General features: G+C 62.1%; 20 protein-coding genes. 18 read left to right on the top strand and 2 right to left on the bottom strand.

What is annotated here, in order from left to right; translation table 11 throughout:
• Window positions 1-8 precede the first annotated feature (8 nt).
• The 3 genes from BXE_RS13265 (at window position 9) to BXE_RS13255 (ending at window position 5,219) form a co-directional block, all read left to right on the top strand.
• The gene (locus tag BXE_RS13265) at window positions 9-3,263 is read left to right on the top strand and encodes an efflux RND transporter permease subunit (protein WP_011488811.1); all 3,255 of its coding nucleotides are present in this window, start codon (window positions 9-11) and stop codon (window positions 3,261-3,263) included.
• 154 nt (window positions 3,264-3,417) lie between these two features.
• Window positions 3,418-4,245, top strand: coding sequence for an SDR family oxidoreductase (locus BXE_RS13260; RefSeq protein ID WP_011488810.1), 828 nt, complete (start codon window positions 3,418-3,420; stop codon window positions 4,243-4,245).
• 20 nt (window positions 4,246-4,265) lie between these two features.
• Window positions 4,266-5,219 (top strand): HTH-type transcriptional regulator ArgP, encoded by a 954-nt coding sequence (locus tag BXE_RS13255; protein WP_011488809.1) that lies wholly within the window; start codon window positions 4,266-4,268, stop codon window positions 5,217-5,219.
• A 438-nt stretch (window positions 5,220-5,657) separates the two neighbouring features.
• Here the strand turns inward: BXE_RS13255 and BXE_RS13250 are convergent, their stop codons facing one another.
• Both BXE_RS13250 and BXE_RS13245 read right to left on the bottom strand, forming a co-directional pair.
• Entirely contained in the window at window positions 5,658-6,938 is a 1,281-nt protein-coding gene (locus BXE_RS13250) for a hypothetical protein (RefSeq protein WP_011488807.1), read from the bottom strand.
• On the bottom strand, window positions 6,931-7,872 hold the full coding sequence (locus BXE_RS13245) for a fatty acid desaturase (protein WP_011488806.1): 942 nt from the start codon (window positions 7,870-7,872) through the stop codon (window positions 6,931-6,933). Before BXE_RS13245 ends, BXE_RS13250 begins: the two co-directional genes overlap by 8 nt.
• 209 nt (window positions 7,873-8,081) lie before the next feature.
• On the opposite strand from BXE_RS13245, the gene BXE_RS13240 reads away from it, so the two are divergent.
• From BXE_RS13240 to virB11, 15 genes are all read left to right on the top strand, one after another.
• A complete protein-coding gene (locus tag BXE_RS13240; RefSeq protein WP_233518777.1) occupies window positions 8,082-8,480 on the top strand; it encodes an ACT domain-containing protein in 399 nt (132 codons plus the stop codon).
• 201 nt (window positions 8,481-8,681) lie between these two features.
• Complete coding sequence (locus tag BXE_RS13235) at window positions 8,682-9,224, top strand: hypothetical protein (RefSeq protein WP_148222949.1); 543 nt, start codon at window positions 8,682-8,684, stop codon at window positions 9,222-9,224.
• A gap of 115 nt (window positions 9,225-9,339) precedes the next feature.
• The gene (locus tag BXE_RS13230) at window positions 9,340-9,579 is read left to right on the top strand and encodes a helix-turn-helix transcriptional regulator (protein ID WP_011488803.1); all 240 of its coding nucleotides are present in this window, start codon (window positions 9,340-9,342) and stop codon (window positions 9,577-9,579) included.
• Window positions 9,572-9,856, top strand: a complete 285-nt coding sequence (locus BXE_RS13225; RefSeq protein ID WP_038457760.1) for a hypothetical protein — start codon at window positions 9,572-9,574, stop codon at window positions 9,854-9,856. Before BXE_RS13230 ends, BXE_RS13225 begins: the two co-directional genes overlap by 8 nt.
• Window positions 9,857-10,215: 359 nt before the next feature.
• Window positions 10,216-10,791 carry a hypothetical protein gene (locus tag BXE_RS13220; protein ID WP_011488802.1) on the top strand — a complete coding sequence of 192 codons (576 nt, stop codon included), beginning with the start codon at window positions 10,216-10,218 and terminating at the stop codon, window positions 10,789-10,791.
• Window positions 10,791-11,444, top strand: a complete 654-nt coding sequence (locus tag BXE_RS13215) for a lytic transglycosylase domain-containing protein (RefSeq protein WP_011488801.1) — start codon at window positions 10,791-10,793, stop codon at window positions 11,442-11,444. The genes BXE_RS13220 and BXE_RS13215 overlap by 1 nt, the downstream gene beginning before the upstream one ends.
• Before the next feature lie 50 nt (window positions 11,445-11,494).
• Window positions 11,495-11,836, top strand: coding sequence for a TrbC/VirB2 family protein (locus BXE_RS13210; protein WP_011488800.1), 342 nt, complete (start codon window positions 11,495-11,497; stop codon window positions 11,834-11,836).
• Window positions 11,837-11,852: 16 nt separating this feature from the next.
• Entirely contained in the window at window positions 11,853-12,173 is a 321-nt protein-coding gene (locus BXE_RS13205) for a type IV secretion system protein VirB3 (protein ID WP_011488799.1), read from the top strand.
• Between the two features lies 1 nt (window position 12,174).
• Window positions 12,175-14,667, top strand: coding sequence for a VirB4 family type IV secretion/conjugal transfer ATPase (locus BXE_RS13200; RefSeq protein ID WP_011488798.1), 2,493 nt, complete (start codon window positions 12,175-12,177; stop codon window positions 14,665-14,667).
• Window positions 14,664-15,818, top strand: coding sequence for a type IV secretion system protein (locus tag BXE_RS13195; protein WP_011488797.1), 1,155 nt, complete (start codon window positions 14,664-14,666; stop codon window positions 15,816-15,818). The genes BXE_RS13200 and BXE_RS13195 overlap by 4 nt, the downstream gene beginning before the upstream one ends.
• A 27-nt stretch (window positions 15,819-15,845) precedes the next feature.
• Window positions 15,846-16,541, top strand: a complete 696-nt coding sequence (gene virB5, locus BXE_RS13190) for a P-type DNA transfer protein VirB5 (RefSeq protein WP_011488796.1) — start codon at window positions 15,846-15,848, stop codon at window positions 16,539-16,541.
• Between the two features lie 195 nt (window positions 16,542-16,736).
• Entirely contained in the window at window positions 16,737-17,456 is a 720-nt protein-coding gene (locus tag BXE_RS13185) for a virB8 family protein (protein ID WP_011488795.1), read from the top strand.
• The gene (locus BXE_RS13180; RefSeq protein ID WP_011488794.1) at window positions 17,453-18,289 is read left to right on the top strand and encodes a TrbG/VirB9 family P-type conjugative transfer protein; all 837 of its coding nucleotides are present in this window, start codon (window positions 17,453-17,455) and stop codon (window positions 18,287-18,289) included. The genes BXE_RS13185 and BXE_RS13180 overlap by 4 nt, the downstream gene beginning before the upstream one ends.
• Window positions 18,282-19,511 (top strand): type IV secretion system protein VirB10, encoded by a 1,230-nt coding sequence (virB10, locus tag BXE_RS13175; RefSeq protein WP_011488793.1) that lies wholly within the window; start codon window positions 18,282-18,284, stop codon window positions 19,509-19,511. Before BXE_RS13180 ends, virB10 begins: the two co-directional genes overlap by 8 nt.
• Entirely contained in the window at window positions 19,508-20,626 is a 1,119-nt protein-coding gene (gene virB11 / locus BXE_RS13170; RefSeq protein WP_011488792.1) for a P-type DNA transfer ATPase VirB11, read from the top strand. The genes virB10 and virB11 overlap by 4 nt, the downstream gene beginning before the upstream one ends.
• Window position 20,627: the final 1 nt, after the last annotated feature.

Below are 20,627 nucleotides of genomic sequence, written 5' to 3'. Positions count from 1 at the left end.
GCTGCCCCATGCCTCGATTTTTTATCGATCGCCCCGTCTTTGCATGGGTGATCCCGATTCTGATCTGCATCATCGGTGTCATTTCGATGATGCATCTTGGCATCGACTCTTATCCGGACGTCGCACCACCTCAGGTCACCGTAACGGCCACGTATCCTGGCGCGAATGCCGCGACCATGGAATCGACTGTGACCCAGGTGATCGAGCAGCAGCTCACCGGCATCGACAACCTGCTATATTTCAGTTCTACCTCGAACTCCAACGGCACCGTCACAATCACCTTGAGTTTCGAGACCGGCACAAATCCGGACATTGCGGAAGTGCAGGTTCAGAACAAGGTCAATCTGGCCCAACCGCTGCTGCCGGCCCAGGTGACACAGCAGGGTGTGGTCGTCGCCAAGGCGAGTCCGGACATCTTGATGTTCCTTTCCCTGCAGTCGAGCAATCCGGCCATTGACGCCGCGCGCCTGAACGATATCATCGCGTCGCAGATCCAGCCGGTGATCGCACGGGTCAATGGCGTTGGTAACACGCTCTCGCTGGGCTCTGAATACGCCGTGCGCATCTGGCTGAATCCGGACAAGCTACAAGGGTATGGCCTGTCGACCACCCAGGTGCTCCACGCTGTAAGTGCCCAGAACGCGCAGTTCGCAACGGGCTCGCTCGGTTCCGATCCGGCCGTGAAGGGGCAAGTGCTTACTGCTTCGGTATCAGGTGACACGCTCTTCTCTTCACTGAAGCAGTTTCGCGACATCATCCTGTTGACCAACAGCAACGGCACCGTGGTCAGGTTAAGCGATGTTGCACGCATCACTTTCGGTGCGCAAAGCTACGGCTTGGCCTCTGTCTATCAGGGCAAAGCGGCCGGCGGCATGGGCATCTATCTGCTGCCGGGCGCCAATGCGCTTGCGGTGGCCAAAGCGGTGAAGGCCGAAATGGCTACACTCGCCAAGGATCTTCCGGCTGGCGTCACCTGGAATGTGCCTTATGACACGACGCCGTTTATTTCGGCTTCGATCGCCGATGTGGTGCGCACGCTGCTGGAGGCGATTGCGCTCGTCTTTGTGGTGATGCTGATCTTCCTGCAGAACCTGCGCGCCACCATTATTCCGACCCTCGTGATCCCTGTGGCGCTGCTGGGTACCTTTATCGGCCTCTCGGCGCTGCACTTCACACTCAATCAGCTGACCCTGTTCGGGATGGTGCTGGCAATCGGCATTGTGGTGGACGATGCGATCGTCGTGATCGAGAACGTCGAGCGCATCATGAGCGAGGAACATCTCGAACCCAAAGAGGCTACCCGCAAGGCGATGGGGCAGATTACCGGTGCCATTCTCGCAATCACCGTGGTGTTGGCCGCCGTGTTCATTCCGTCGGCGTTACAGCCGGGAGCCACCGGCATCATCTACGCTCAGTTTGCGTTGACTATTGCGGTTTCGATGTTGGTGTCGGCGTTCCTTGCCATGTCGTTCACGCCGGCGCTCTGCGCGGCGATTCTCAAGCCCACGCACGTAGAGAAAAAGAACTTCATTTTCCGCTGGTTCGACAAGGGGCTTGCGCGGATCAACGAGCGTTACGCGCGCCAGATCGGCGGTGCGGTACGTCACGCGCCGCGCTGGATGGTGGTGTTTGTATTGCTCTCCGTGCTGGCTGGGTTTCTATATGTGCATCTGCCGACCAGCTTCGTGCCGGATGAGGATCAGGGTTTCATGCTCGCACTCGTCAATCTGCCAACTGGCGCCACGCTCCAGCGTACCGAAGAAGTCATGGACGCGATGTCGGACAGGCTCAAACATAGCCCGATTGGCAGGGACATCGCTGGTGTTTACCAGGTGGAAGGCTACAGCTTCGTGGGCAGTAGCGAAAACGTGGGGATGGCGTTTATCCAGTTGACCGACTGGGACAAGCGCTCCGAGAGCGCGATGCAGCTCATTCCGCAGGCGAACCGTATATTGCATGGACTCCAGGACGCGCGCGTCTTCGTCGTCGATCTTCCCACCATCCGCGGGTTGAGCCAATTCGGCGGAATCGACATGTACCTGCAGGCTCGTGCGGGTCAGTCGCGCGCGGAACTGGCGCAGGCCGGACGCGTTCTGCTTGGTAATGCCGCAAAAAACGCGACGCTGTATGGCGTTCGGCCCAATTCGCTTCCCGATGCGCAGCAACTTGAGATGTCCGTCGATCGCGTGCAGGCGCAAGCAATGGGGCTCTCGCTGACCGATGTCTATAACGCCATCCAGATGGAGCTGGCTCCGTACTATGTGAACCAGTTCACCTATGCGGGTCGTGTCAAGCGCGTGTATCTGCAGGCCGATGCACCGTACCGGATGGGGATCGACGCGTTCCAGCATATCTACACGCCCAGCGGGATCAGCAGCGCGTCAACCGGTGCCACTAGTACTTCTGGCGAAACCACCAACACCAGCGGGTACCTGACCCAGGTCAACCCGACGGCGACCAATAGTTCGCTGAGTCCGTACAACATGGTTCCGTTGTCGAGCGTGGTGAAAACACATTGGGATGTTGGTCCCGTCGCATTGCCGCGTTATAACGGCTATTCGGCCATTGAGATTGTGGGCAATCCCGCGCCTGGCTATTCGACCGGGCAGGCCATGCAGACACTGCAGCATATTGTCGATACTCGGCTGCCACCGGGCTTCGCCGCGGACTGGACCGGTCAGTCCTACCAGGAAGTTCTCTCTGGCAATTCGGCGACGTTGCTGATGATTCTGTCGATCGTCGTGGTATTCCTGTGCCTCGCGGCACTCTATGAGAGCTGGTCGATACCGGTGGCCGTTCTGCTCGTGGTTCCGCTCGGTATGCTCGGCATGCTGACCTTCTGTCTGCTACGTGGCATTCCAAATGACATTTACTTCAAGATTGGTCTGGTGACCGTGATTGGCCTTGCAGCAAAGAATGCGATTCTCATTGTCGAATTCGCCGTCGACGGACAGGCCAGGGGCATGACTTTATACGACGCTGTGTTGACGGCCGGAAAGTTGCGGCTGCGACCGATCCTGATGACATCGATGGCCTTCATCCTCGGGGTTTTCCCACTCGTGATTTCTACCGGAGCGGGAGCGTCATCCCGGCACGAAATCGGTACAGGGGTAATAGGCGGAATGTTGTTCGCGACCGTCCTCGGTTTGCTGCTGATCCCTGTGTTCTACGTGGTGGTGCGGCGTATTCTCGGGGACAAGCTCGATGAGATCCCTAACAGGTTGCCGCACGGTGGCAACGACCGGACAGACATCGTCGCATGACCTGGAGCTAGGCGAACGTCGATTGCTGGCATCAACGAAGAGCGAGAACGTGGGCCGCTGTCGTTCCTTCAACGGCTCATGCTAATTGACAGTGGTTCACACACCAATCATATCGCCTTAGCATGGATCGCGGACTCGTTTAACGGAGAGAGCAATGACGAAAAACTGGCTGATCACAGGTGCTTCGAGCGGGCTCGGGCGCGGACTGACCGAGCGCTTGCTGGCGCGCGGCGACGCTGTGGTGGCGACGCTGCGCAAACCCGGTTCGCTTGACGATCTGAAGACGCAACACGGCGATCGCCTGAAAATCGTCGCGTGCGACGTGACCGATGCCGATGCGATCCGGGCTGCGGTCGCAGATGCCTTCGCGGCTCGCGAACGGATCGACGTCGTCGTCAGCAATGCGGGTTACGGCTTGTTCGGCGCGGCGGAGGAATTGAGCGACGCGCAGATCGAACGGCAAATCGCCACCAACCTGACCGGCTCGATCCAGCTGATTCGCGCCGCCGTCGCGCGTCTGCGGTTGCAGGGCGGCGGACGCATAGTACAAGTGTCGTCGGAAGGGGGGCAGATTTCCTATCCAGGCTTCAGTGTGTATCACGCGACGAAGTGGGGCATCGAGGGTTTCGTCGAAGCCGTCACGCAAGAGGTGGCAGCGTTCGGCATCGACTTCGTGATCGTGGAGCCCGGGCCCACGCGCACCAACTTCGGTGCGGGACTGGATCGAGCGGCGCCGCTCGACGCGTACGACGGCACGCCAGTGCGCGAACTGCGGCGCACGATCGACGCGGGTTATTTCGAATTGGCCGATGCGAGCAAAACGGTCGATGCGATGCTTGCAGCGATCGACAGTCCGTCTCCGCCGTTCCGGGTGGCGCTCGGCAGGTCCGCCTACGAGTCGGTCCGCACCGCGTTGGCCAAACGCCTCGCCGTGCTGGAGCCGCAGAAGACCGTCGCGCTTTCCGTGATGGAGCGCGCATAACGAGCGCGCAGAATCTGGTCATGAATTTTGATCGACAACAGTTGGAGGCGTTTTCCGCCATTGTGGAGACGCGGCATTTCGGACGTGCCGCCAAGTTGTTGAGTATCACTCGTGGTGCGGTGTCTCTTCGGCTCAAGGCACTTGAGGAGGAGTTCGGTACTCCACTGGTTGTGCGAGATGGAAATGTCCCCACGCCAGCAGGCGAGGTCCTGCTGAGGCATATCCGTGTGCTCAAGATGCTCGAGGCGGAAACGCAGCAGCAGATTAAACCAACGGACGGCATGCACCCACGCGTGGCTATCGCTGTGAATGCGGATTCCCTCGCAACGTGGTTCGAGGCTGTCGCCTGGGAAATTGCGGAAAGAAACGTAGCTCTCGAACTGATCGTTGACGATCAGGATTACACCCTACCACTACTGACCAAGGGAGAGGCGATGGGCTGTGTTTCGACCTCCAGCAATCCCCCGACGGGTTTTCTCGCTGAACCCATTGGCATGATGGAGTATGAGTGTGTCGCGAACGTGGAGTTCGCCGCAAAGTTCTTCCCGCAAGGCCTGGGGTTGCATGGCGTCCTTGCCGCGCCTGCGGTGCTCTACAACCGGAAGGATGGATTGCACACGCTGTTTCTCGAGCGACTTCTGGACCTTGAGGTACGGAACTACGCGACGCATTACTTTCCGTCGCCGTCGGCATTGCTGGCTGCGATCGAGAAGGGGATAGGGTACGGACTCGTTCCCTGTCTGCAAGCCAGCTCTCTGATCGAAGCGGGCAAGCTGGTGCGCCTCGCGCCTCAGCATAAGGTGGAAGTCAACCTCTATTGGCATCATTGGGAAACTGCCCCGTCGAATGCCCAGGCGATTAGCGAACTTGTGGTGCGTCATGCGCACCGGGCGCTCATTCAGGCGGGTGATCATGCTATGTCGTTCAGCGATGGTGATGAGTCTGTTGACACTGATCATCCCAGTGAGCGTTGATGCGGTTCTGCCGGAGTTAGGCACTGAAATCTTCTCTGGCTGATTGGGGCGCGAAATCGCAGGGATGCAGCGAACGCAAGGCCATGCCGGTATTAGCGGCGTTGCTTCCGGCATGTGGATGGTGTCGGTCCACTCGGTCAGGACACGTAGTGCCGATACCCAAGCGCAAACCTGCAACGATTGCTTTGCGGCTGGTCCTGAATCGGGTGGCCAACACCGAGTCGTCGGTATGCTTGGTGCGGCGACAGTCCTGCCCGTCTGGTGATTGTTTTTTTCTCACTGCCAAAGAAGAGCGCCACGCCGAGAACATCGCAGACCGTTTTCATTGGTCGTCCCCGGGCGGTCAACACGAGCGCGCAACTTGGTCTTCCACAAGCGGCCGTAGGCCATCATGCGATGTTATGCACCGATGGCCGGGAATCCATGGACCACCCATCCCTATGAGCGTTGATGGACTTCTCGCGCACCGACGCGGTCAGGTTTGGTCTGGATGATTGCGGCGCGCGATCGCAAGGCCGCAAATAGCGCGCAGGGCCATCCCAGTATGAGCGGTGTCGCTTCCGGTAGGTGGATAACACGTGTCCATTCAATCAGCGCACACAGGGCGGACACGCCTGCGCCGACAAACATGGATCGCCTCGCAGCCTGGTTCAGAACCGGATAGCCCAGCAACGTCAATATGAGCAACGGGACCACCGCCGCCAGATAGACGACGTTCAATGTCACCATCACGTTGATAATGCTTTGTCCATAGATCGCGATGAGTGTCGCTGCGAAGATGGGCAGCATCCGGTGGAAGGCAGGTGGAATGGAGACGCCGCGAGATACGGCGGCCGTCGCGTCGCTCATGGCGCGAAGAATCGAGCAGGCCGAACCAAGGGCCGTTATTATCAAGACGCATGTGACCGCCCGCGACATGACATGACTGGAACTGCCGATCACCCGAATGAGCAGTGTGGGGACTACTTGCGCTTGATCGGCCAGATGGCTGAGATGCCACAGATTTGCTCCGGCGATGACCGCAGTGGCGGGTAGAAATCCGATTCCCAGCACGATTGTCGCAGCAATCAGACAGCCGGATCGAGCGTGCGCCGAAGTTCGCGCCATCGCAGGAAACTGCTGATAGTCAGCGCCGCACAGGACTAGCGCGGCAACGGATAGTAGTACCAACGCCGTGTGCTCAACCGGTTGCATGTGTATCGACTTCTCGAAGATCACCGGCGCGCGAAGCCATAGGATCAAGTTGTGCGTTTCCGCCAACGCAAGGGCCAGCACGGCGGTGCATCCGCACATACAGAGCGCGAAGATGCCGGAGAGCCATGATATCCTGAGAAACGAAAATGCGAGCACGAGGCAATCGACCGAGATAATCGAGGCGGCTTGCGGCATGCCCGACAGCGCCAGTATTGATGATGCTCCGCGAATCTGGGTGCTTAGCACGCCAGTCATCCAGATCAACGAAAATGCCGCGACCTGCTGGCTGATGGCGGGACCATATAGTGAGCCGAAATATGTCCAGATGGACTGCCCGGTCCTCTGGAGGCGAGCCGCTGAAAGCGCTAGTGCTACAAGACCGATTGCTGTCGCGACAGCGTACAGGCAGGCGGCCATGCCTTGTCGCAGTGCGAGTTCGCCTGTTCCCAGGAAGAACCCGATTCCGCAACTGGTCGACACCAGCAGGCTTGCGACTTCCCAGACATTCAATGTTCGATCAGCCATGACTCACTCCCCAACCGAAGACGCTGGAGTGGTGCCCGACGACGTACGACGGACATACGATGGCGTGCTCATTGAAGACCGGCAGGCTCATCAGCTGAGCATGTAACGCAGGCAACTGGTGATACGGCACGGCCGGGAAAAGATGGTGCGTGAGATGGTAGCCGTTGTGATGTGGGTGGATCAAAGTCGACGACACCCCGTTATCTGGAATTTCGCGCGTAGAACTGAAGATACCTCCGGGTTTGAGACCGTAATGGTCGGTCATCTCCCGGAAGGTCGTGATGGCATGGAAAACGGTGATACGCGCGCCGAGCCACAGCGCGAGGAATATCGTCCCGAGATGGGCATTGACGACGAACAGCGGCGACGTCGTCACCGTCCACCACGCCGCAATATATAGCTGCTGGCGACGGCGACAATGGCCGTTCGTCAAATGACCCATGATCGATCCACGAAGGATCGGGAATTTGACAAGATATCGGGTGTAGACGCGAAGCCAAGAGTCTCCTTCGTGTGCCAATGGAGGCAGCAGGTCGGGGTCGCGCTGTACGTCACCCAGCCATGCGTGGTGGCGTGCGTGCAGCTCGCGGTAGACAGTCAGACTGTTCAATAGCGGAGGGGCAAGCAGGAGATGCACAAGGGAATCGTTGATGCGACGATTCTGGCTCAGGTTGCCGTGACTGGCTTCATGCAGAAGATTGCCCAGTGCGCGCTGTCGATTCCCTATAGTGACCAATGCGATTGGAGCGATCGCCCATCCGAGTCGATATACGACGAGGACAGAGAGGGCGATCATCATCCAGTCCACGGCGATATCGGAAACGGCGCGCCACGTATCCGCTTTCGGCGATTGCCAGGCAGGATTGCAGGCAAGAAGGGACTGCCTGATTGAGATTCGGTCCATCAGGATCGACGATGTAACGCCGTGACTCATGTCGGCCTCCGTCGGAAGCGTGAACTCCCCGCGGTTCGGATTGATGGAAGTATTGAATTTTATGTATGTGGTGACCTGAGGATAGACAGGATTCAGCTCGTCATCGGGGCGGTTAATAATTTTCCGGGGTATTTAATTTTTCTGGCGGCAGGAAGCGGTAAGCGGTGGTGTAAGGTTCAGTTGAGGCGCCTCAACTCATGGAGGAATCATTGAGCGAGAAAAACCTTGCGACGCTATGTGCGACGATCGAGCCGGAGATGGCTGAGCCGGTTTACGTCTACTGCTCCTTTCCCGATTTCGCGCTGCCCGAAGGCTTGTCGGCGCTTTTCACTTTCAGGGAAGTCGAAGGGTTGACCGCTGTGCTGGATTTGCGGGATGCCGACAATTACACATTGGCGTACACATTCAAGGCGCGGCTTATTACGCTCAAAGTGCATTCGAGCCTGGAGGCGGTTGGTTTTCTGGCCGTCGTATCGGCACATCTCGCCAAGGCAGCAATTCCCTGCAACGCAATCGCCGGTTACTATCACGATCACATTCTCGTTCCCGTTGATCGCGCGGACGAGGCACTTTCGGTGTTGACGGAGATACGCGGGACTACCGTTTGAGCCCCGGGGATAGCTCGGGATTAACGCAGATGCGGTGAGTTTTGCTGATGGCCGGATAGTTAACGTGCCGGCCACTTTATCTGTCTTGCGTCCGAGGAGTTCCCTTTCTAGATTGCTTTTGTAAGATCATATATAAGAGCAATTGTGAATCGGGGATTCGTTACCGTCCTGCTGATAATGCACGGAGGGGAAGGAGGGCAGATGTGCCATTCCAGGAGTGGTGATCTTCACACCGCAGACAGCGAGGTTCTCACTGAATCGGTCGAGTACTGGCGAACCCGTTTCGAAGACGCCGAGGCTCACGCATCGCGTCTCGCATGCCGTCTGCGCGGACGTGACCAGCGAATTCTGCAGCTCGAGCGCGCCTTCGCGCGTACCGCTGCACTTCATCATGCGCTTGAGGACAGTCTCGAGCAGCGCCTCGAACAGTATTCGGGACTGCTGGAGTACACGACGGAGCGGGATCGGTCGCTCCAGGTTCCATCGGACCATGCGGGCAGCAGCGTCATCGTCCGGCTGCCGCACCTGACGCGCACGCTTTCTCTTCTCTTTGAGGTTATGTGGGAGCACTGGGCACAGTGGGACCCGGAGCGTCCACCCAAGTCGTCAACCGTTGCACGCGCCATTGATGCGAAGCTCGGGCTCAAAGGGCAGGCCGATGGGGAGGCCTCCCGCAACGCGCAGTCGTTTGCGGCTGCACTGCGCCCCGACTCCCTCGGCGATGCAGATGGCCGTCACCGTTGAAGCCAAACCCCGACGGATGATTCCGCCGGCATGACGGGATTTTCCGCTCCGTCTCCTGCTGCTTCAATCGGATCTGTGCCGGACAGATCCGGGCAAAGCCAGGAGGACGGAAATCATGTCGGATTCGATACAGGTGGCAGGCGCGATTTTGCGTCGCAGGCAGGTCGAGCAGCTTGTCGGGTTGTCTCGTTCGACGATCTATCAGCGGATGCGGGACGGCACGTTTCCCCGGGCGATTTCACTCGGCGGGAGAATGGTTGGGTGGCGTGTATCGGAGATCGAGTTATTTCTGGCGGACCCGGCCGGATACCGGGTGTCGTCCACCACGGCCAGCGAGGGGAACGGCGATGATTGACGTATCCCGTACCTCGCTCGAATCCCGACTGGATAACTGGGCAAACGCCGCGCGCGGTCCGCATGATGCGGTCGACGCGGCGAAGATCGAGGCTGCATGGCGATGCCTCGAGCCTCATCACAAGGAGTTGCTTCGCATGGTGTACCTGTGGCACGCTGGTCGCGAGGTGGTGTGCCGTCGGCTCCGCATTCCCCGCTATCCGCGTAACCGTTACGACCTAGAACTGGCTGCGGCCCGGCGCGCGCTCTTACGCCAGCTTGAGAAGGGGACGACATAAAATTTTTTTCGGACCTTGCCGGATTGCCCCGGAATTCACGGGACGACGCCCCATAAAACCCGGCAATTTCGACGCTTGATTCGCTGCAGAATCGAGCCTAGAGTGCAGTCAACAACCTGTTCCGGTCGTTGCACAAACGCAAGACCGAGTACGCGTTAGCGGCCCGATGTACCGACGTATGTGCGTGGTGGTCGCGATGCGCGTAAAGCCTGCGAGCCTGACGGTCGCAGGCTTTTTTTTGTCTGGCGCTGATCCCCCTTGAACCCGCGGCGTGCCTCCCCGGCCCCGTGGGTTCCTTTTTCCGCGCACATCCAGTTCGGTACTTCGGCTTGATGGAAGGAACGGATGGAGGGCCGGCTGTGAATACGGATCGGACTGTTCCCTGGTGCCCCGGACTGCATGCAGCGGAGCGTATCGCGCGCCGCTGGTCGATGGCATTGATGCTACTCGCCAGCACCTCGATCTTCGCACCCGGCGTGGCCCATGCAGACGATTGGGGGTGCCAGGTGCTCCTGTGCCTGTCCAATCCTGGTGGCCTGGAACAGTACAGCGAGTGCGTGCCGCCGATCGAGAAGCTATGGAGCGCACTGCGTCACGGCGAGCCGTTTCCGACCTGCGACTTCGGCGCCGGCGGTTCCCTGGGCACGTTTGCGACCAGCACCTTCGCAAGCGGTGGGTACTGCCGCGAAGACCTGCTGTACTGGGGCGGCTCCGAGCAGAGCGAGTTGCTGTGCCGCGCCACCGGGGCGATCAACGTCGAGATCGACAACCGGCTCTACACCCGCGTCTGGTGGGACGTGAGCGGTCAGGATCGCACGCTCACCGAATTCTACGGCGCGGGCAGCACGCAGGTCACATATGACCCGTCGCAGTCCGCCTCGAGGTTCCTGCAGCAGATGGAGCAGCAGGACGGCGCGAGTGGTGGGGGCCGGTGATGTTGCCGCTCGACTTCATCGCGCTCGCGCAGCAGTGCGCGCCGCAGGTTTCGCCGTTGACGATGGCTGCAATCGTGCGAACCGAATCGGGCTTCAACCAGTACGCGATCGGCGTTGTACATGGCCGGCTTGAGCGTCAGCCCGCAAACGAGGCCGAGGCCGTTGCAACGGTACATGCGCTGGAGCGCGGCGGCTGGAATTTCAGCGTCGGGCTCGCGCAGGTGAACCGCTCCAACTGGCCGGTCTATGGCCTGGGCGAGCGCAGCGCGTTCGACCCGTGCCGCAACCTGGCCGCAGGCGCCGCAATTCTCCAGGGTTGCCTCGAGCTGGCGCGGCGGGCACACGCGCGTGCACCGGTCGATGCGCAGTTGGATCTGCTCGCAAGCCTGTCCTGTTACGCCAGTGGCGATTTCTCGACCGGATACCGGACGGGCTATGTGCAGCGCGTGGTCGGCAACGCCAGCGCCGCGTCGGCGCCCACGACGTCCGTCGTCGTGCCGGCCATTGCGCCGATTCCGGTCATACCGGTCGATGCCGATATCCGCAGATCGCCGGAGTCATCCCGGTCGTCACTGCGCCACCCATCGAAACCGGCAGATACGTCATCCACGCAATCCGGCGTCGATCCAGACGGTAGCGCCGTGGTGTTCTAGCCCGTCAGCCAGGCAGTAACGGAAAGATTCAGCGCGTAGAGGAGTCATCCATGAAATCAGGATTGCTAAATTATATGGGGCGTGGCTATGCCAATCCGGGTGGTGGATGGCGCGCTCGGCTGGTAGCCCGATGGGTGACCACGGCGGTTGTGGGACTGCTGGCTACGTCGCCCGCGTGGGCGCAGCTTTCCCAGGTCAATACGCTGCTGACGACGATCCAGACGACGCTGCTCGGTGTCGGTGGTGTGATCTGCTCGATCTCCATCATCTGGGCCGGCTTCCGGATGATGTTTCAGCACGCCCGCTTCGGCGATATCGCGAACGTGTTCATCGGCGGGCTCTTCGTCGGCTGCGCGACCGTGATCGCCGGCATGCTGATTCCGACGAGTTGATCCAGGAGCGCGAACCATGAAACCGCTCAAGGATCCCGTCTTCAAGGGTGCCACACGTCCGGCGATGATCTGGGGCGTGCCCCTCGTGGCCTTCCTGATGGTCGGTGGCGGCATGCTGATCCCGGCCATCTGGGCGCTGCTCGCCAGTCCGCCGCTCGGCGTCGCGATCCTTTTCCTGATGATCCCGGTGTTCGTCGTGATGCGCATGATCACGCGCCACGACGACCAGCGTCTCGCGCAGTACCTGTTGCGTGTGCGCATGGTGCTGCGCCAGGGCAACCGCCGCTTCTGGGGCGGGCATGCCTATGTGCCGGTCCGCCTCAAGAGGAGGGCGTGACATGCCGGCCTATCCGCAATTAGTAGCCGTCGCCAACCGGGAAGTACCGCTCTCAGGCTATATCCCGTACTCGACGCACGTCACCGAGCACGTCATCAAGACGCGCGAAGGCGACTATCTGCAGGTCTGGAAGATCGCCGGCATTGCGTTCGAGGCGGCGGACCCGGCCGATATACTCGCGCGGCACGACGGGTTCAACCAGTTCGTACGGGGCCTGGCCGGCGGCCATGTGGCGTTGTGGTCTCATCGCCTGCGCCGGCGCGTGTCGGATCGCTTCTCGACCGAGTACCGCAACCGCTTCTGCGAGGAACTGGCGACGCGCTACTACGCGAGCTTCGCCGGCTACCGGATGATGGCCAACGAACTATATCTGACGGTGGTCTACCGGCCGAACCGGACGCGGCTCGGGCGCGTTTTCAGTCGCGCCGCACGGCGCACGCGCGACGATATCCGGCGCGACCAGCTGGACGCGCTGAAGGTCATGGCCGAGCTGGCCGCGCAGGTCGAATCGAGCCTCAAGCCCTACGATCCGGTCGCGCTCGGCGTCTATACGCGGCAAAGCCCCTTCACGCCACACCCGCGCCGCTATTCGTCGGCACTGGAACTGTTCGGTTATCTGGTGAACGGCGTCTGGGAGCGCGAGCCCGTACCGTCCGGCCCGATTCGCGAGGCACTGCCGACCTCACGCCTGTTCGTCGGTGCCGAGAAGATCGAGATCCGTATGCCGGCCGCAACGCGCTTCGCCGCGATGCTCGACCTGAAGGATTACCCGGAAGACACCGAACCAGGGATGCTCAACGGCCTGCTGTACGGTGACTTCGAGTACATCGAGACGCAGTCGTTTACGATTCTCGACCGGCCCAGCGCGAAAGAAGCGCTGGAGCGGCAGCGCAACCAGCTGATCGCGGGAGAGGACGTCGCTGTGTCGCAGGTCGAGGCGATGGACCGTGCGCTCGACGAACTGGTCAACGGCGATTTTGTGCTTGGCGAATATCACTATTCGCTGGCCGTGCTCGGGGACACGCTGGATGAGGTGTCCGGTAGCGTGGCGAAGGCCCGCACGCAACTCGCCGATGCTGGTTTCCAGACCGCGCTGATCGACCTCGTCGCCGATGCAGCCTGGTTCGCTCAGCTACCGGGCAACTGGCGCTATCGGCCGCGCGAGGCGAAGCTTACCTCGCGCAACTTCTGCGGCCTGTCGAGCCTGCACAATTTTGCGACGGGAAAACGCGACGGCAATCCGTGGGGCGAGGCGATCACCATCTTCAAGACGCCGAGCGGCCAGCCGCTTTATCTGAACTTCCACGTCACGCCCGACAAGCAGGATTCGCTCGACGAGAAGGCGCTCGCCAATACGCAGATCATCGGCCGCGCCGGCGCGGGCAAGACCGTGCTCGAACTGTTCCTGCTCGCGATGGCGACGAAGTACGGCATCACGGCCGTGCTGTTCGACAAGGACCGCGGCACCGAGATCGCTATCCGGGCGATGGGCGGCACCTATACGGTGTTCCGTCGCGGCGAGCCGACCGGGCTGAACCCGTTCCAGATGGAACCGGGCGAACCCGTGATCGACTTCTGGGAGCGCCTGGTCCGCAAGCTCGTCGATATCGGTGTGACGCTGTCCGCGAAGGACGAGCTCGACATTTCGCGCGCGGTGCGCGAAGTCGCGCGCATGGACAAGCCACTGCGGCGTCTCTCGATGGTCCGGCAGCTCCTGCCGAACGTCGGCGAGAACAGCCTGCATGCGCGGCTCGCGAAATGGTGCGCGGGCGGGCGCCTGGGCTGGGTGTTCGACAACCCGACCGACCGCATCGATCTCGCGCACGCGACGCTGTTCGGCTTCGACGATACCGAGCTGCTCGACGACGCGGAGGTCGCCACGCCTGTCACGATGTACCTGCTGCACCGGACCGAAAACCTGATCGACGGCCGGCGTTTCGTGTACGTCATGACCGAATTCTGGAAGCGTCTCGGCGATCCGGTCTTCACCGATTTTGCCCAGAACAAGCAGAAGACGATACGCAAGCAGAACGGGCTTGGGATCTTCGACACGCAGTCGCCGGCCGATGTGCTGCGCAGTCCGATCGCCAGTGCGCTGATTGAGCAGAGCGCGACGTTCTTCTTCCTGCCGAACCCGCGCGCCGATTATGACGACTACGTGCGCGGCTTCAAGCTGACCGAGGCCGAATTCAACATCGTGCGCAACCTTGGCGAGAACAGCCGCATGTTCCTCGTCAAGCAGGGGCATCGGTCGGCCATCGGCCGGCTCGATCTCGCGGGTCTCGGCGACGTGCTCGACGTACTGTCCGGCACGATCGACAACGTGGAGTTGCTTGACACGATCCGCGCCCAGGTCGGCGACCTGCCGCAGAACTGGGTGCCCGCCTTTCACGAGCAGTTGGCGAAGCGCCGAGCGGCGCAGTCAGAACAGGCCAGTGCGCGCCAGTCGAAGCAGTTGCCAGGGCCGGAGTCAGGGCAGGGAGGTGTGCGATGAGCGGCCTCTTCACCGCTGTCGGCGGCACCCTCGAAAACGGCATGTCCACCTACGTCACGAACGTCTCGTCGGCGCTGTCCGGCGCGCTTGTGCCTGTTGTCACTACTGGCGTCACGATCTGGGTGCTCGCCTATGGTCTCGCGGTCGTGCGCGGTGAAGCACACGAAGCCGTGCCGGCGTTCGCGTGGCGCGGACTTAAGGTGGCGATCACGCTCGCGTTCGCGCTGAGCTCTGGCATCTACCAGCAGCAGGTCGTGACCGCTGTTGATGGTGCGACGTCCGGGCTAGCGCAGACGATCCAGAACGCGGCGAACACGACTGGCGGCGGCAATCCGGGGTGCGGCTCAGTCAACGGCAGCAGCGCGACGGGTCAAGGAGCTGCAACGAGCATCTACCAGACGCTCGACTGTTACGACCAGCAGATCGATCTCGTGATGGACGCCTACTTCGACAAGGCGACGCATGAGGGATTCAGTCCGAGCGGCCTCGCCGCCGCCATTGGCGACTTTACGTGCGGCCTGATAGCCGCGCTCGGCGGCTCGATCTTCCTGATCGTGCTCGCGTTCGAGGTCGTGATGGCGCGGATGCTGCTCGATCTCGTGCTCGGCCTAGGTCCCGTTTTCATCGCCTGCGCGGCGTTTTCACCGACGGCCCGCTTCTTCGAGGCGTGGACCGCGAAGGTCGTCAATTACGCGCTGCTGCAGGTGCTCGTTGCTGCCTTCCTCGGCATGGCGCTCACGGCGTTTTCTTCCGATCTCACCACGCTTCATGCGACTGCCTCGCCCGGCGCCGATGCGTCGGTCGTGATGCAGGGCATCTCGGCCGCGCTCGACGACGCGGCGGCGGCCGCCACGGCGCTCGGCCTGTTTGCGACCGGCGTGTTTCTCGCCATGGTCGGCTGGCAGTTGCCGTCTGTCGCGTCGGGCCTGTCAGGTGGCGCAACGCTTTCCGGTTTCGGCGCGTTCGTGGCCGGTGTTGCTTCGCGCAGCGCCATGACGGCTATCGGCCGGGCATTCAAGGGCAACGGACGCGGCCCGCGTCCCGGCGGCGAGATTCATGACCGGACGGGCTCTGGCGGCGGATCGGGTGGAGGAACGACGCCCGCGTATCAGCGGGCCGCGCGCGCGAACCTGGGACAGCAGGGCGATTAAAGGCGAATGGACAGCGAGGTGATGACGATGAACGGACGAAACAGATGGATCGGTGCCGTGTTCGTGCCGGCAATGTGGTGCGTCGGTGCGCACGCGCAGGGCATCCCGGTCTTTGACGCGCAGAACGTCGCGCAGGCCATCGCGACGGTCGCCCAACTGGAGCAGCAGGTGCGGCAGGAAATCCAGATCTACCAGTCGACGGTCGGCACGCGTGGTTTCGGTGCGCTGATGAGCAATCCGGTCGTGGCGAAGTCGCTGCCGTCGAACTGGCAGAGCGTCTATACGGCGATCCAGAACGGCGGGTACTCGGGCCTGACGGGTAGCGCACAGGCGCTGCGTTCGGCTAGCCAGATCTACAACTGCGAGGACCAGACCGGGATCGACCAGCAGGTGTGCCAGCGCGCGCTGAGCAAGCCGTTCCAGGACAAGGCGTTCGGGCAGCAGGCGTACCAGACCGAGCTGCAGGAGCTGAACCAGATCCAGAGCCTCGCGCAGCAGATCGACGTGACCCAGGACCCGAAGGGCGTCGCCGAACTGCAGGCACGCATCCAGGCCGAGACCACGACGGTCAACAACGAGATGACCAGACTGCAACTGTTCCGGATGCTGTCCGAGGCGGAAGACAAGCTCGTGGCTGAGCAGCAGGGCGAGCTGGTGCTGAGTCGCGCGGGCAAAACCAGCCGGCTCCAGGACCAGATGGTTCCCGCGTCATTCGGAAACTGAGGGAGCATCCATGTCCATCCTGACCTCCCTGATTCTTGCCGGATGTCTCGTCAGTCTGGCCGCATGCAGCAGCGAACCGCCGAAGCCTGTACTGCCCGACGGCCTGCATCGCGTGCCGGTCAACCGGGCGCCTCCTGTGTCGGAAAGCGAGCCTGTTCCTGACAGGCCAGCTATACCGGATAGCGGAGACCGGTCATGAGCGCGCAGCACAACTACGAGCGTGTGCTCGACATCGAGGCGTCGCTGACCTACCTGCAGGAACGTTCCGAGCGGCGCGCGTGGCATGTCGCCTATGCCGCGGTCGGTGTGGCCGTGCTGAGTGTTGCCGCTCTCGCGGTGATGGTGCCGTTCTACCGCGTGGTGCCCTTGCCGATCGAGGTCGATCGCCTGACGGGCGAGTCCCAGGTCATCGATGTACTCGATGCACGCCATGTGCATACGAAGGAGATCCAGGACAAGCACTGGGTCGAGACCTATGTGCGCGAGCGCGAACGCTACGACTGGGGCCTGCTGCAGATGGACTACGATAGCGTGCTCGCGATGAGCGATGACGTGGTCGCACGCGACTACCGCGGCATCTATAGCGGCTCCGATGCACTCGACCGGCAACTCGGGGCGGGCACCGAGCGGCGCGTGCGGATTCTCTCGGTCACGCTGCCGCCCGATGAACCGGGGCACGCGGTCGTGCATGTCGAGCGCACGACGTTCAGGAACGGCCAGGCCGATGCCGAGCCGACGCAGCGTTTCGTGATCACGCTGGCCTATACCTACAGGCCGCCTGTGTTTACGCGCGAGAGCGTGGCCATCGCCAATCCGTTCGGCTTCAAGGTCACGGCCTACAGCCGCGATCCCGAATATACGCCGCCGGCATCGGCTGCGGCATCCGCGACCACGACTGCGGGAGGCACGCCATGAAAACGCTTCTTTCCGCGCGTCTGTTCACGATGGCGCTCGTGGGCCTGCTGTTTTCGGGCATGGTCCACGCGGTCGACCTGCCGGGCTGGAACGACGATTCGCGCGTGCGCCAAGTGATCTATCACACGGACGAAGTGGTGCGCGTCGAGGCGCAGCGCGGTTTCGCTACGCATATCGCGCTCGATCCGCATGAACAGATCCAGATCGTTGCGCCCGGTGACCGGGACGGTTGGCAGATCGTGGCGAACAAGGGCGATCACGACGTGTACCTGAAGCCGCAGCTCGCTGCGCACGATTCGAATCTCGAGATCCGCACCGATCGCCGTAGCTACAGCTTCGATCTGGTGGTGCTGCCGCTCCAGTCGAAATTCGGCAACGACCGGGTGATGTACCGCGTGACCTTCGTCTATCCGGACGAACTGGCGAAGCAGGCTCACGAGGATTCGGACGCTGGACTACTCGCAAAGCGTCTCGCTCAGCCGCCCGTCGTTCGCAACGAACGGTACACGATGCAGGTCATGGCGGACTCTGACGACATCGCGCCGACTGCCGCATGGGACGACGGGCGTTTCACCTACCTGCGCATCCCGAACAACCGTCGCATGCCGGCGATTTTCCGGGTGGCTGACGACGGCACGGAAAGCGTGGTCGACAAACACGTCGAGGGCGACACGATTGCCGTGCATGAAATCGCAAAGCGGTTCGTGCTGCGGCTCGGCCGCGAGGTCGTCGGGATCTGGAACGACGCCTACGACATGGACGGCGTGCCGCCGCATGACGGCACCACGGTCAGCGGCGTGAAGCGTGTCCTGCGGAGCCCCGGCGATGAATGACGATACTGAACGCAACGTGATCGAGCCCGACGACTCCGCGGGCCAGCAGCCAGCGCGCAACCCGAATGGCGGTGCTGTGCCGATGTCTGCCGATCGCGGCATGCCAGCGCTGGGCCAGTACCGTAGCACCCGTCCGCGGGCCTGGTGGCTGACGCCAATCGCAATCGTACTGGTCGTCGGCGCCGGTGCAGTCTGGACCGTGCATGGCTTCCTCGCCCGCCACGATGCTGAGGCGAAGGCGCGGCGTGACTCGGTGGCCGACACGTCCACGCAAGGCCGCACTTTCAAGGATGCTCCCGCATCCGCGGTCATCGCTGCATCGGTACCGGTGCCCGCAAGTGCCGTTGTCGTTCGTCCTGTGCCGGCTTCGGGTGTGGCTGCCGCCCCGGTTAGCACCCCGCATACGGCGGCACCCCGTAGCTATTACGACGCGCCCCTGCTGGCCACGGGAGGCGGGCAAGAGGCTGTGGCCGGACTGCCTGGCGTGCTCGAGGCCGGCAGCGTGGCAGGTGCCGCTTCGTCGGTCGCGGCAGCCGTGACCGGTGGCGCCGGGGCTCCGGTTGTGGGGCAGGCGGGCGGCGCGCTCGCCCAGGCACTGACGCCGACAGCGACGCCGCGCGTGCGCGCCGCCATGCTCGGCAATCGCAGCCTCACCCTCGCGCAGGGCGCCAAGATCGACTGCGTGGGCGACACCGCGTTCGATTCGACCGAGGCCGGAATTTCGACCTGCACGGTCACGAAGAACGTGTACTCGGACGACGGGAACGTGCTGCTGATCGAGCGTGGTTCGCAGATCAACAGCGAGTACCGCTCGAACCTGGCGCCAGGGCAGAAGCGCGTCTTCGTCCTGTCGGCCCGCATCAAGACCCCGAATGGCATCACGGTCGAGATCGACTCGCCGGCGGCCGATGCGCTCGGCCGGATGGGCGTCGATGGCTACGTGAACAACCACTGGGGCCAGCGCATTGGTGCGGCGATGCTGCTCGGTATCACGCAGGACGCGATCGGCTATCTGGCCACGCGCGGCGGCAACAGCAACGGGTCGGTGGTGTTCGAGAACACGCAGCAGCAGGGCAACGACATGGCCACGCGCGTGCTCGACAGCACTATCAATATCCCGCCGACCCTGGCGCAGAACCAGGGCGCAGAATTTACGATCGTCGTTGCACGCGATCTCGATTTCGGATCGGTCTATGCCCTGAAGCCGGAGGGCACGCAATGACGTTCCGCCCTGATACGTCGGATTCGCCCCACGATCCCATGCTGGCTCGTCTGCCCGACGATGCTTCCGTACGTGAGCTGATGCGTCCGTTCGCGCCGCTGCTCGAGGACGCCGACGTGACGGAACTCGTGATCAACCGGCCGCAGCGCGTCCTGACCGAGAACGCGCGTGGCTGGCACGGTCACGACTGCGTGGACCTCGATTTCGACCGGCTGATGTCATTCGCGGTAGCGGTCGCCACGCTGACGAACCAGGAGATCTCGGCCCAGCATCCGGTCCTGTCCGCGTTGCTGCCAGGCGACGCGCGCATCCAGATTGTGGTGCCGCCGGTCGTGCCGCCGCGCACCGTCTCCATCACGATCCGCCGGCCGTCCGCGCGCGAAAAAAGCCTCGATGCCTATCGCGACGAAGGTCTGTTCGACGACACGGTATGGCATCGCCCGGACGGGCTCGATGCGGCGCTGCCGGTGCTGCGCGCAGAGGACCACCGTCTCGTCCGGTGTTTGGAAGAGCACGACTGGGGTGCCTTCTTCGGTCGTGCGGTGACGGACCGGCTCAATCTCGTGGTCGTCGGCAACACGGGGTCGGGCAAGACCAGTTTCATGAAAACCCTGTGCCGTTCGATTCCGGCGACCGAGCGGATCGTGACGATCGAGGACGTCCGCGAGCTGTTCATCCGGCACATCGAGAACTGCGTCCACCTGCTGTACAGCAAAGGCGGGCAGGGCCAGGCGCGCGTCACGCCCGCCGATCTCATCGCCAGCACCATGCGCATGCGTCCCGATCGCGTGTTGCTCGCCGAGCTGCGCGGTGCCGAAGCCTACGATTTCCTGAAGCTGCTGACGACGGGCCACGCCGGCTCGATCACGAGTTACCACGCGCCCAATGCCGCGGTGGCGATCGAGCGTTTCGCGCTGATGGCGAAGGAACACCCCGAGGCTGCTGCCTGGGACGATGCCGCGCTCAAGCGCCTGCTGTTCCTGACGATCGACGTTGTCGCGCACATGGAGGCGCAGCCCGTATTCGACGTTGCGGGCGAGCAGACCGGCAAACGCTGGCGCATGACTGAAGTCTGGTTCGATCCAGTGCGCAAGGCGCGCACCGCGTTCGTCTAGG

The sequence above is a fragment of the Paraburkholderia xenovorans LB400 genome, from assembly GCF_000013645.1.
In the GTDB taxonomy this organism is placed as follows: Bacteria; Pseudomonadota; Gammaproteobacteria; order Burkholderiales; family Burkholderiaceae; genus Paraburkholderia; species Paraburkholderia xenovorans.
Note: the sequence above shows the minus strand (reverse complement) of the source record. Positions and strands in the feature narration are given on the sequence as shown.